General features: G+C 66.1%; 9 protein-coding genes and 1 pseudogene. 5 read left to right on the top strand and 5 right to left on the bottom strand.

The window, feature by feature from the left end:
- Positions 1-9 precede the first annotated feature (9 nt).
- The 4 genes from FPJ27_RS13110 to FPJ27_RS13095 are packed head-to-tail and all read left to right on the top strand — an operon-like array spanning position 10 to position 5,147.
- Positions 10-1,500, top strand: a complete 1,491-nt coding sequence (locus FPJ27_RS13110) for an aldehyde dehydrogenase (RefSeq protein ID WP_072443352.1) — start codon at positions 10-12, stop codon at positions 1,498-1,500.
- Positions 1,501-1,518: 18 nt separating this feature from the next.
- On the top strand, positions 1,519-2,481 hold the full coding sequence (locus FPJ27_RS13105; RefSeq protein WP_204421409.1) for a VOC family protein: 963 nt from the start codon (positions 1,519-1,521) through the stop codon (positions 2,479-2,481).
- Complete coding sequence (locus FPJ27_RS13100) at positions 2,478-3,722, top strand: FAD-dependent oxidoreductase (protein ID WP_204421408.1); 1,245 nt, start codon at positions 2,478-2,480, stop codon at positions 3,720-3,722. The genes FPJ27_RS13105 and FPJ27_RS13100 overlap by 4 nt, the downstream gene beginning before the upstream one ends.
- A 24-nt stretch (positions 3,723-3,746) precedes the next feature.
- A complete protein-coding gene (locus tag FPJ27_RS13095; RefSeq protein ID WP_204421407.1) occupies positions 3,747-5,147 on the top strand; it encodes an MFS transporter in 1,401 nt (466 codons plus the stop codon).
- 147 nt (positions 5,148-5,294) lie between these two features.
- Here the strand turns inward: FPJ27_RS13095 and FPJ27_RS13090 are convergent, their stop codons facing one another.
- Positions 5,295-6,221, bottom strand: coding sequence for an ADP-ribosylglycohydrolase family protein (locus FPJ27_RS13090; protein WP_204421406.1), 927 nt, complete (start codon positions 6,219-6,221; stop codon positions 5,295-5,297).
- 274 nt (positions 6,222-6,495) lie between these two features.
- On the opposite strand from FPJ27_RS13090, the pseudogene FPJ27_RS13085 reads away from it, so the two are divergent.
- Positions 6,496-6,891 (top strand): annotated as a pseudogene (locus tag FPJ27_RS13085) (PPC domain-containing DNA-binding protein); the annotation flags it as partial.
- A gap of 109 nt (positions 6,892-7,000) precedes the next feature.
- On the opposite strand, the gene acnB reads toward FPJ27_RS13085, so the two are convergent.
- From acnB to FPJ27_RS13065, 4 genes are all read right to left on the bottom strand, one after another.
- On the bottom strand, positions 7,001-9,586 hold the full coding sequence (gene acnB / locus FPJ27_RS13080) for a bifunctional aconitate hydratase 2/2-methylisocitrate dehydratase (RefSeq protein ID WP_105392112.1): 2,586 nt from the start codon (positions 9,584-9,586) through the stop codon (positions 7,001-7,003).
- Between the two features lie 512 nt (positions 9,587-10,098).
- Positions 10,099-10,572, bottom strand: coding sequence for a nuclear transport factor 2 family protein (locus tag FPJ27_RS13075; protein ID WP_204421405.1), 474 nt, complete (start codon positions 10,570-10,572; stop codon positions 10,099-10,101).
- 225 nt (positions 10,573-10,797) lie between these two features.
- Entirely contained in the window at positions 10,798-11,046 is a 249-nt protein-coding gene (locus tag FPJ27_RS13070; protein ID WP_072443340.1) for an adhesin, read from the bottom strand.
- A gap of 636 nt (positions 11,047-11,682) precedes the next feature.
- Positions 11,683-12,117 (bottom strand): universal stress protein, encoded by a 435-nt coding sequence (locus FPJ27_RS13065; protein ID WP_204421404.1) that lies wholly within the window; start codon positions 12,115-12,117, stop codon positions 11,683-11,685.
- Between the last annotated feature and the right edge of the window lie 189 nt (positions 12,118-12,306).

Here is a 12,306-nt window from a genome sequence, read left to right as displayed (position 1 = left end):
ACTTGTGACATGACATCTTTCGATACGAGCCTGGTACCCGACGGCAACATCCTGGTCGGCGGCGAGTGGCGGCGCGGCCGCGGCGCGCCCTATGCCAGCATCTATCCGGCCGACCAGTCGGTGAACATGGAAGTGTCGACGGCGAACGCCGAAGACGCGGCCGAAGCCGTCGAAGCCGCCGACGCCGCATGGCGCCGCGCCGACTGGGCCGGGCTGAAGCCGCATCAGCGCGCGCAGGTGCTGTACCGCATCGCGGATCTGATCATGCAGCGCCACGAGGCGCTCGCGAACCTGCAGCGTCGCGACAACGGCAAGCCGATCGGCGAGACGCGCGTGCTGGTGGCCAGCGCGGCGAACACGTTCCGCTATTTCGCGGCCTGCCTCGAAACGCTCGACGAAGAGCTGACGCCGTCGCGCGGCGACTACCTGACGATGAGCGTGTACGAGCCGATCGGCGTGATCGCGGCGATCACGCCGTGGAACTCGCCGATCGCATCCGACGCGCAGAAGCTCGCGCCGGCACTCGCAGGCGGCAACGCGGTGGTGCTGAAGCCCGCCGAAGTCACGCCGCTCGTGTCGCTTGCGCTCGCGCGCATCTGCGAGGAAGCCGGCGTACCGAAGGGCGTGCTGAGCGTGCTGCCGGGCAAGGGCTCGGTGATCGGCGACGTGCTCGTGCGCCATCCGCTGGTGAAGAAGGTGTCGTTCACGGGCGGTACCGAAGTGGGCCGCGGCATCGCGCGCATCGCGGCCGAGAAGCTGATGCCCGTGTCGCTCGAACTCGGCGGCAAGTCGCCGACGATCGTGTGCGACGACGCCGATCTCGATCATGCGGTCAACGGCGTGCTGTACGGCATTTTCAGCTCGTCGGGCGAAGCGTGCATCGCGGGTTCGCGGCTGTTCGTGCAGCGCACGGTGTACGACGAATTCATGAAGCGCCTGGTTGCGGGCGCACGCAAGCTGCGCGTGGGCGACCCGACGCGGCCCGATACGCAGATGGGGCCGCTGATCACCGCGAAGCATCGCGAATCGGTGGAGCGCTACGTCGCGCTCGGCCTGGAAGAAGGCGGCCGCCTGCTGTGCGGCGGCGAGCGGCCGTCGGGCGACGGGCGCGAGCACGGCTTCTTCTACCAGCCGACGATACTCGAAGGCTTGCCGAACAGCGCGCGCATCTGCCAGGAAGAAATCTTCGGGCCCGTGCTCGTCGCGATGCCGTTCGACGATGAAGCGTCGCTGATCGCGCAGGCGAACGACAGCGTGTTCGGTCTTGCCGCCGGCATCTGGACGCGCGACTACAAGCGCGCGTGGCGCATCGCGCGCGCGCTGGAGACGGGCACCGTATGGATCAACACGTACAAGCTGTTCTCGATCTCCACGCCGTTCTCCGGCTGGAAGGAGAGCGGGATGGGGCGCGAGAAGGGGCGTCTCGGCATCCGCGAGTACATGCAGCAGAAGAGCCTCTACTGGGGTTTGAACGACGCGCCGCTGCCGTGGGCGAACTGAGCGAAGGGGAATGACGCAATGAGCATTTTGGGAATCGAGCAGATCACGTACGGCGTCGACGATCTCGCGACCTGCCGGCGCTTTTTCGCCGACTGGGGGCTGAAGGAAGTCGCGCACGACGATACGCGCGCGCGCTTCGAAACGATGAACGGCTGCACCGTGCTGGCCGTCAACGCCGACGATCCGGCGCTGCCGCCCGCGTTCGAAGCGGGTCCGACGCTGCGCGAGGTCACGTGGGGCGTCGCGACGCAGCAGGAACTCGACGCGCTGCGCACGAAGCTCGCCGGCCAGCCAGGTTATTACTCGCACGACGATGCGGTCGGCTGTATCGACCCGAACGGAATGGCGATCCGCGTCGAAGTCACGCGCAAGCGCGAACTCGACATCACGGGCTCGCCGTCGAACGTGTGGGGCCAGACGCTGCGTGTCGACCAGCCGAGCCCGATCTATGCACGCGCGGAGCCGGTCGAGGTCGGGCATGTCGTGTTCTTCACGAACTGCCTCGACGAACAGGAAAAGTTCTATCACGAACTGCTCGGCTTCGAGACGTCCGATCGCTACCCGGGCCGCGGCGCGTTCATGCGCTGCGCGCCGCACGGCGGCCATCACGACCTGTTCCTGCTCGCGCTACCGAACGGAAAGCGTGGCCTGAACCACGTCGCATTCACCGTGCGCGACATCCACGAAGTGTTCGGCGGCGGCATGCATATCGACCGCTGCGGCTGGGAAACGCAACTCGGCCCGGGCCGTCACCCGGTGTCGTCTGCGTACTTCTGGTACTTCCAGAATCCGGCCGGCGCGCTGATCGAGTACTACGCGGACGAGGACGTGCTGACGCCCGAATGGCAGCCGCGCGAATTCGAGCCGGGCCCGACCGTGTTCGCCGAGTGGGCCGTCGACGGCGGCCTCGACGGCAACACGCGCCGGCAGAAAAACGCGAAGGCGCCGGAAGGCAAGTTCATGACGGAGCGCAAATCATGACCGAAGCGAACACGCAGGCGCAGCCCGCGCCCGGCACGGTCGTCGTGATCGGCGGCGGCCAGGCCGCCGGCTGGGTGCTGAAGACGTTGCGCGCGGAAGGTTACACGGGCCGCCTCGTGATGATCGCGGACGAGCCGCACCTGCCGTACGAGCGTCCGCCGCTGTCGAAGGCCGTGCTGGCCGGCGACGCCGATATCGAAACCGTACGCGTCGTGCGCCCGGATGAATTCGACGCGCTCGATATCGAAGCATGGCAGCCGGAACGCGCGGCGTCGATCGACCGCGCGCGCCGCGTGGTGACGAGCGCCAGCGGCCGCGAGATCGAATACGACCGGCTCGTGATCGCGACCGGCGGCACGTCGCGCCGCCTGCCGGACGCAATCGTGAGGACGCCGAACCTGCACTACTTGCGCACCCTCGACGAAGCGGCAGCGCTTGGCGAGAAGCTGCGCGCGAGCCAACGCGTGCTCGTGATCGGCGGCGGCTGGATCGGCCTCGAAGTCGCGGCGACCGCGCGCAAGCTCGGCGTCGGGGCGGTCGTGGTCGAAGGCGCGCCGCGCCTGTGCGGCCGCTCGGTGCCGCAGATCGTGTCGGATTTCCTGCTCGACCTGCATCGCGCGAACGGCGTCGACGTGCGTCTCGGCGCGGCGCTCGCGTCGCTCGATGCGCAGCCCGGCGACGCATCGAAGGTGCGCGCGACGCTCGCCGACGGCACGACGATCGACGCCGATTTCGCGGTGGCCGGCATTGGCCTCGCGCTGAATGCATCGCTCGCGAGCGATGCGGGGCTGGCCGTCGACGACGGCATCGTCGTCGACGAATTCGGTGCGACGAGCGACCCGGCGATCTTCGCGTGCGGCGATGTCGCGAACCATCACAACGGCTGGCTGAAACGGCGCGTGCGGCTCGAATCGTGGGCCAACGCGCAGAACCAGGCGATCGCGGCCGCGAAAGCCGTGCTCGGCGTGCGCGCGCCGTACGCGGAGATTCCGTGGTTCTGGTCCGATCAGTACGACGTGAACCTGCAGATCCTCGGCGATCTGCCGGCCGATGCGCAGCTCGTCGTGCGCGGCGATCTCGCCGCGCGCCGCGCGACGCTGTTTTTCCTTGGCGACGGGCATGTGAGAGGTGTCATCGCCGTGAACAACGCACGCGAGCTGAAGCTCGCGCGCAAGTGGATGAACCAGGGCCGGGCAGTGGATACGGAAGCCCTGGCGGACACGACCAAAGCGCTTGCCTGACCGGCAAACCAGGAGACACTCCGCATGAGCACTTTCGACAACGTCGTGGCCGGACGCGCCACGATGGAAGCTGCCGCCTCCACGCCCGGCGCGATCATCGCGCGGCTCGAGCGGCTTCCCGGCAACGCGATGCAGATCCGCGCACGCGTGCTGATCGGCACCGCGACGTTCTTCGACGGCTTCGACGTGATCACGATCGCGGCGACGCTGCCGCTGCTGATTCACAAATGGGGGCTGTCGCCGACGCAGATCGGCATGCTGATCGCATCCGGCGCGATCGGTCAGCTGATCGGCGCCTTCCTGTTTCCCGCGCTGGCCGAGAAGCACGGCCGTGTGAAGGCGATCGCATGGAGCTCGGCCGTGATCGGCATCACGAGCATCGCATGCGGTTTCGCGCCGACTTTCGAGGTGTTCGTGCTGCTGCGGATCCTGCAGGGGCTCGGGCTCGGCGGCGAGCTGCCGGTTGCCGCGACGTACATCAACGAGATCACACGCGCGCATGGCCGCGGCCGTTTCGTGCTGCTGTACGAGATCGTGTTCCCGATCGGCCTGCTCGTGTCGATGGCGCTCGGTGCGTGGCTCGTGCCGCGGTTCGGCTGGGAAATCATGTACTTCGTCGGCGGGCTGCCGCTGGTCCTGTCGCTCGTGCTCACGCGCCTCGTGCCGGAATCGCCGCGCTGGCTCGCGTCGCGCGGGCGGCTCGCGGAAGCCGGGCGCGCGGTCGGCGTGTTCGAAGCGTCGGTGCGCGGCGAGTTGCCGCCGGTCACGCAGGCGGCCGCGTTCGACGAGATGGTGCGCCAGCATCCGAAGCGCAGGATGAGCGACCTGTTCAGCGCCGCGTATCGCAAGCGCACGCTCGCGGTGGCGACGTTGTGGGCGACCTGCGGCTTCATCCAGTACGGACTGTCGACGTGGCTGCCGACGATCTACAAGAACTTCTATCACGCGCCGCTGCAACTCGCGCTGAACCTCGCAGTGATCGGTTCGGTGATGGGCGTGCTCGGGTCGCTGGCGTCGGCGCTGCTTGTCGACAAGCTCGGCCGCAAGCCGGTGATCGTGTGGTCGTTCGTGCTGTGCGCGCTGTCGCTGGCGCTCGCGGGCATCTATCACGCATCGTCGGTGTATGTCGTTGCGGTCTTCTGCTCGCTGTCGCTCGGGTTGATGGCGTCGGGGTTCATTACCGCATACGTGTACACGCCGGAACAGTATCCGACGAGCATCCGCGCGTCGGGCTGCGGGCTCGGCAGCGCGTGGCTGAAGATCGCGTCGTTCGTCGCGCCGATGGTCGTGCCGCACGCGATCATCGGCGGGAACCTCGCCCCGGCGTTCTACCTGATCGGCGTCGTGCCGCTGATCGCCGCGGTGACCGTGCATTTCGTCGGGATCGAGACGAAGGGGAAGGTGCTCGAGGCGCTTGAGGCATAAGCGCGGCCGGTAGCGGCGGATGAGGTGAAAAGAAAGGCCTGGGCGATGTCCGGGCCTTTTTGCTTTCTGCGGCGGGCTTGTTCTAATCCGCCGTCCATTTTGACTGGCGGATATCGCGCGATATGCGATACGCGTTGCGCCGGGTGCTCACGGTTTCGCGAGCCAGCCCTCGACCATTTCTTTCCCGCGCAGCATCGCGACCCACCGGTCGGGCAACGTCTGTTCGCCATACAGCGCACCGGCGAGGCTGCCAGCGATCGCCGCCGTCGTATCCGTGTCGTTGCCGAGCGCGATCGCACGCTTCACGCAGTCTTCGTAGCTACCCGTCGACAGCAGGCAATGGATCGACGACCAGAAGCTGTCGACCACGTAGCCGGACCCTTGCGGCGCATCGAAGCGGCCGTCGAGCACGACCTTCAGCTCGATTTCGTCGTTCGTGCCTTCGTAGCGCGCCAGCAGTTCGTCTTCGGCCGCGCGCACCGCATCGGGCGCCGGCTGGCCCTCGACGATGCCCAGCGCCGTCAGGCCATAGAGTGCACAGCAAAGCTGCGAGCGCACGTGGCCGTGCGTGACGACGCTCTGCTTGCGTGCGAGCCGGATCGCTTCATCGTGCGACGCGGCGACCATGACCACGGGAAAGCAGCGCATCAGCGAGCCGTTGCCGTTGTCGCGCTCGTCGCCGGGGCCGGCCGCCGCCGGAGCCGCGCCGGCCGCCAGCGCATGGAAGGCACGCTGCGTCTGCAGGCCGACGTCGAACACGCGGCCATCCGGCGTGAATGCGCCGCGATGAAACCAGTCCTGCAGGTTGTCGGCGAACGTGTCGAGATTCAGGTCGCGGTCGTGCCACAGCGCGTCGAGCAGCGCGAGCGCCTGCGCGCCGTCGTCGCTCCAGGTGCCGGGCGGCACGCCGTCGTGCGCGCGTTCGAAGCCGTGCGGCGGCGTCATATCGATCGCGACGGCAGGCGGGATCGATGCGGCGTCGTGGAATTCGTAGGGAACGCCCAGCGCGTCGCCGATCAGCAGGCCAAGCAGGCCGCCGCGCAGGCGGGATTGTCGGTTCGGAATGGTGGTCATCGGACAGTGTTCGGGGTGGCGGCTCGCGTCGCGGAATACCGTGCAGACTAGACCAATCGCATCGGCGTGCCTAGCCGATGCGCTGTCGCCGGTACGAGAGAAGCGGTCGCGGCGGGCGCGCCGGATGCGCAGTTCGCAAGCGAGCGCGTTAGCGGGTAAGGCCTGCGTGTCGTAGCGAGGCGGGGGCAGTGTTCGTCAGGGCCGGTGGCTTGCCGGATTCCGCGCCCGAACGTACCCTTGGCCGAATCCACGGTCCGCCAACAGGATATCGACCATGCAAGCCCATCCACTGCGCCTATCCCCCGGCGACGATCTGCGCGCGTCGATCGAGCACGCATTGCGTCAGCATGCATCGCACGCGGCATTCGTGATCCAGGGGATCGGCAGCCTGAGCGTCGCGCAGTTGCGCTTTGCCGGTGTCGATCTGCCGACCGAACTGCGCGGCGACCTCGAAATCCTGACGCTGGCGGGCTCGGTGTCGTCGGACGGCGCGCACCTGCACATGTCCGTTTCCGATGCGCTCGGCCGAGTGTCGGGCGGCCATGTGGCGAGCGGTTGCGTGGTGCGTACGACCGCCGAGATCCTGCTCGTGATGCTTCCCGAGCATCGTTTCTCTCGCGAACCCGATGCGGGTACCGGCTTCAACGAGCTGGTGATCCGTCGCGAGCCGGGGGAGCGTCGCCGGAGCCGTATGAAAAAATGGCGCCGCGAGCATGCAGCCTGCGGCGCCATTGCGTGTCGCTGCGACGGGAAAGACCCGCCGCAGCCCGACAGCGTGCTTACATCTGCACGGTATCGGCCACTTCCTTGAAGTCTTCGATCTGGTCGAAGTTCATGTACTTGTAGATCTTGTCGCCGTTGGCGCTGAGCACACCCATGTCGGCCATGTACTCGTCCTTGGTCGGGATCTTGCCCAGGCGCGAGCAGATCGCCGCCAGTTCCGCCGACCCGAGGTACACGTTCGTGTTCTTGCCCAAGCGGTTCGGGAAGTTGCGGGTCGACGTCGACATGACCGTCGCGCCTTCGCGCACCTGTGCCTGGTTGCCCATGCACAGCGAGCAGCCCGGCATTTCGGTACGCGCACCGGCCGTGCCGAACACGCCGTAGTGACCTTCTTCCGTCAGCTGCTTCTGGTCCATCTTGGTCGGCGGCGCGACCCACAGCTTGACCGGGATGTCGCGCTTGCCTTCGAGCAGCTTCGACGCCGCACGGAAGTGGCCGATGTTGGTCATGCACGAGCCGATGAACACTTCGTCGATCTTCGCGCCAGCGACGTCGGACAGCGTCTTCACGTCGTCCGGGTCGTTCGGGCATGCGACGATCGGCTCATGGATGTCGGCGAGATCGATCTCGATGACGGCCGCGTAGTCGGCGTCGGCATCCGGCGACAGCAGTTGCGGGTCGGCCAGCCACTGCTCCATTGCCGCGATACGGCGCTGCAGGCTGCGCGGATCCTGGTAGCCCTGCGCGATCATCCACTTCAGCAGCGTGACGTTGCTGTTCAGGTATTCGATGATCGGTTCCTTGTTCAGGTGGACCGTGCAACCGGCGGCCGAACGCTCGGCGGACGCATCCGACAGTTCGAACGCTTGCTCGACCTTCAGGTCGGGCAGGCCTTCGATTTCGAGGATGCGGCCCGAGAAGATGTTCTTCTTGCCTTGCTTGGCGACCGTCAGCATGCCTTGCTTGATCGCGTACAGCGGAATCGCGTTGACGAGGTCGCGCAGCGTGACGCCCGGCTGCATCTTGCCCTTGAAGCGGACCAGCACCGATTCCGGCATGTCCAGCGGCATCGTGCCGGTGGCGGCCGCGAATGCGACCAGGCCCGAGCCTGCCGGGAAGCTGATGCCGATCGGGAAGCGCGTGTGCGAATCGCCGCCGGTGCCGACGGTGTCGGGCAGCAGCATGCGGTTCAGCCACGAGTGGATCACGCCGTCGCCCGGGCGCAGCGCGATGCCGCCGCGCGTGCTGATGAAGTTCGGCAGCGTCTGGTGCGTCTTCACGTCGACCGGCTTCGGATAAGCGGCGGTGTGGCAGAACGACTGCATCACGAGGTCGGCCGAGAAGCCGAGGCACGCGAGATCCTTCAGTTCGTCGCGGGTCATCGGGCCCGTGGTGTCCTGCGAGCCGACCGAGGTCATCTTCGGTTCGCAGTACGTGCCCGGGCGAACGCCCTGGCCTTCCGGCAGACCGCATGCGCGGCCGACCATCTTCTGCGCGAGCGAGAAACCCTTGCCGCTGTCGGCCGGCTGGTGCGGCAGGCGGAACAGCGTCGACGGCGCGAGGCCCAGCGCTTCGCGTGCCTTCGCGGTCAGGCCGCGGCCGATGATCAGCGGAATGCGGCCGCCGGCGCGCACTTCGTCGAACAGCACGTCGGACTTGACCTGGAATTCGGCGATCACTTCGCCGTTCTTCAGCGCCTTGCCGTCATACGGGCGCAGTTCGACCACGTCGCCCATTTCCATCTGCGACACGTCGAGTTCGATCGGCAGCGCGCCTGCATCTTCCATCGTGTTGTAGAAGATCGGGGCGATCTTGCCGCCGAGGCACACGCCGCCGAAGCGCTTGTTCGGCACGAACGGGATGTCTTCGCCGGTGAACCACAGCACCGAGTTGGTGGCCGACTTGCGCGAGGAGCCGGTGCCGACCACGTCGCCCACGTACGCGACCAGGTGCCCCTTTTCCTTCAGCGACTCGATGAACTTGACCGGGCCGCGCTTGCCGTCTTCTTCCGGCGTGATGCCCGGGCGTGCGTTCTTCAGCATCGCCAGCGCGTGCATCGGGATGTCCGGGCGGGTGGTGGCGTCCGGTGCCGGCGACAGGTCGTCGGTGTTGGTTTCGCCCGTCACCTTGAAGACGGTGACGGTCAGGCTTTGCGGCACTTCCGGACGGCTCGTGAACCATTCGGCGTCGGCCCAGCTTTGCAGCACGGCCTTCGCGTGCGCGTTGCCCTTGTCGGCGAGTTCCTTCACGTCATGGAACTGGTCGAACATCAGCAGGGTTTTCTTCAGCGCGTCGGCGGCCACGGCCGCGACTGCGTCGTCGGACAGCAGTTCGATCAGCGGCTGGATGTTGTAGCCGCCCAGCATCGTGCCGAGCAGTTCGGTGGCGCGCTCGCGCGAGATCAGCGGGCAGGCGGTCTCGCCCTTGGCCACGGCGGCCAGGAAGCCGGCCTTCACGCGGGCGGCTTCGTCGACGCCGGCCGGCACGCGGTAGGTGATCAGTTCGAGCAGCGTCTGCTCTTCGCCGGCGGGCGGGTTCGTCAGCAGTTCCACCAGTTCGGCGGTTTGCTGAGCCGTCAGCGGCAGGGGAGGAATACCGAGCGCGGCGCGGGCGGCCACGTGAGCACGAAAGTTTTCAAGCATGGGGAGACCTGCTGATATGGCGTTTGAGGGGAAGGCCTTTCCGGCACTCCGGGGCTGTTCCAGGCACTGCTTTGAGCGGGATTCTAATCTCAATGAACTCCAACGTCAAATGTCTTATGTCTTATATAAGAGTTGATGGGCAAGACGCGCGGGAGCGTGGCGGAGCGGGGGAGTCGGCGTTTCCGTGCGTGCGCCGGTGGGCGGCCCGAGCGCCTTTGCGGGCAAGGTATTCCGTGTGGTTCTGGCGATAGCTGGCAGGAGGGGCGTGATTTGCGGCTGGCTGCCCGGCTGCGGTTTGGGGGCGTCCGTTGACGCCAGGTCGGTCTCTTCGGGGTTCGCTTTCGTTATGTGGAACAGAAGCGGGCCGTGCGAAGCCGCGCCGGACGACTACACGCCCCAGCTAGAGAAGCCCTTGCGCTCGATTCTGGTTTCAGGTGCCGCACATATCTGCACAAGCACGCAAGAAGCGGTACACACGCCAACGCCACGATGAAATAGTAGCGGCGCGCGTCCTATCTGCGCTTTGCCCGATACGCGTCGAGATTCTTCCGCGCCTGCGCGCGGATCGCGCGTTGCACGAACGGCGTCCAGCCGAGCAGGGCGCCCTTCAGCCCAAGCGCCTGACGCGCCCAGCGCCACAGGTCGAAACTGTCGCGATGCTCGGCGATGAGCCCGTCGCGGAACCGGAAACGCGCGTCGATCCGGTTGACCACCATGCGGCCGGTCGCGGTGAACCGGTAGTGCGCGACCCACTGCGCGCGCCCGGTTTGTTCGTCCGCGTCGACCTCGCCGAACGTCAACGAAAATTCCTGCGCACGCGCCACCAGCATGCGCCACATGTCGCGCGCGAGCTCGCCGCGCAGCTCGCCGAACGCAGGATCGCTGAAGACGATGTCATCGGCATAGCAGACGAGCATCGCGTCGATGTCGCGCTGCTGAAAGGCCGTGTAAAAACGCTGGATCAAATCGGTGTTGGGATGACTCATCTTTTGATTGACTGTTGTTGTAGATGAAGCGGCGTCGCCGCTTACGGCAAGGACGGCCCGATGGCCCAGATGTCGATGCGTCTTCCCCGCGACGACACAGGCCACGAGCAGACGTTCGGCGTAAACGGCGTCCGGAGCGTGACGTCCGTCGCGACATCGATCGGGAAAATGACGGTAAACAGCGGGAATTGACTCGAATGCGACCTGAACGTCACCGGATTCGCGTCAACGGTTCGCCATCGCGACGTCCCGGTTGCCTCGCCCGGTTACGAGGCAACCCGACATGAATGCCTCGCTCTGGCTGCCGGCGGCCGCCTCGCCGAAGCCGCGGCCGAGCGCGTCGGCCTTCACTTGCGCGGCGCCCTGTTCGCATGCAAGCGGGCTGGCGTCGCGGCCCTGCGCATGCAGGATCGCGCGATCGGCAATGAGATACGCCAGCAGCGCGAAAACAGCGATATGTACGACTCGTCTCATGGTGCGTCTCCTCGTCGTTCAAGCGTAACGCGGACACGTTCGGCGAAGCACTTGGGGCTTCCCCCGGTAAACGTCTGCTGAATCGGTGGCGGGGCGGCGTGATTCCGTCACGTTTTTCGTGGTTTCGCGTGCAAAAGGAAGGGGCTTTCAGGCTGGCGGCCGGAGACGAGGATAGGCATGCAGCGCGGCAATCGCGCGACGGATTTCAGCGCGACAGGCGTGTGATTCGCGCGAGTTTGACGAATGTCAGGGTACGGGCGGGAGGGGACGGTCGCGCTGCCGCTCAAAGCGATAGCATGAATGCATGATTTGACGGAATGCGATGACGGATGAATGCATCGGTTCCGGCAAGCAGGTGCATGTTGAACATCGCTGTCGAAATAGTGAGGAATCCAAATGCTTAACGTCTCTTCCGTGCTGATCAGTCTCGCTCCGATGTGGGCAATCCTGCTGGTAGCGTCTTCGGCGGCCGCCTATTTCGTGTTCTGGCGCAAGGTCATCAAATAAGCGCTTCGTGACGGGCGGTACGCGTACGGCGCACAACGCGCACACGTAACACGTACTGCACCGCTCATTCGTCCGTCGCCGGTGCCGGCCCGTGGCCAGTCTCGAGGCTGGCCACGCGCATCATTCCCGTCATTGCACGGCCGTCACCGGCACATTCGAAATCCGCACCAGCCGGCCCATCACGCTGCGGCGAAACACCGACATCAGCGCATGAAGCGGGTCGTGCCTCGGCGCGACGACCACGATCTCGTCGCATCCGGTCTCGGCCGCCACGGCCGCGATCGTATCGGCCACCGGCCCGACCTTCTTCACGACGCTGTATTTGACGCCGGCGTCATGCAGAATCCGCTCCGCCATGGCCAGATCGTCGGACGCGAACTTTTCCTCGATCGAGCGCAGCCGCGACAGCGGGTGATAGGCCTCGAGCCGCGTCGATTCGAGCGGCGCCTGAACGTTGATCAGCACGATCTCCGACGCGCACCGCTCGCGATACAGGAATGTCGCGTGGCGAACCGCCTGAAGCGAGCGGGGCGAGTGACCGACCGGAACCAGCAGCTTGAGCATGAACGATGTCCAGGGAACGAGATGCTTCCAGCGTAGCGCGCCGCCGGAACGAACCATCTAAAGAGATCGGGCGACCGCGTAAAAATGTCGTTAACGCGCGCCGTCTCGTATCGCGCCTATTAGAAATATAAGAAATTTTAGTTTATGCGCATAAACGATTTCATCGATCGGGCCGGCGCGGGCGGCCCG

Origin of the sequence: Burkholderia sp. MS455 (assembly GCF_016899445.1) — a bacterium.
Classification (GTDB): domain Bacteria; phylum Pseudomonadota; class Gammaproteobacteria; order Burkholderiales; family Burkholderiaceae; genus Burkholderia; species Burkholderia pyrrocinia_C.
Note: the sequence above shows the minus strand (reverse complement) of the source record. Positions and strands in the feature narration are given on the sequence as shown.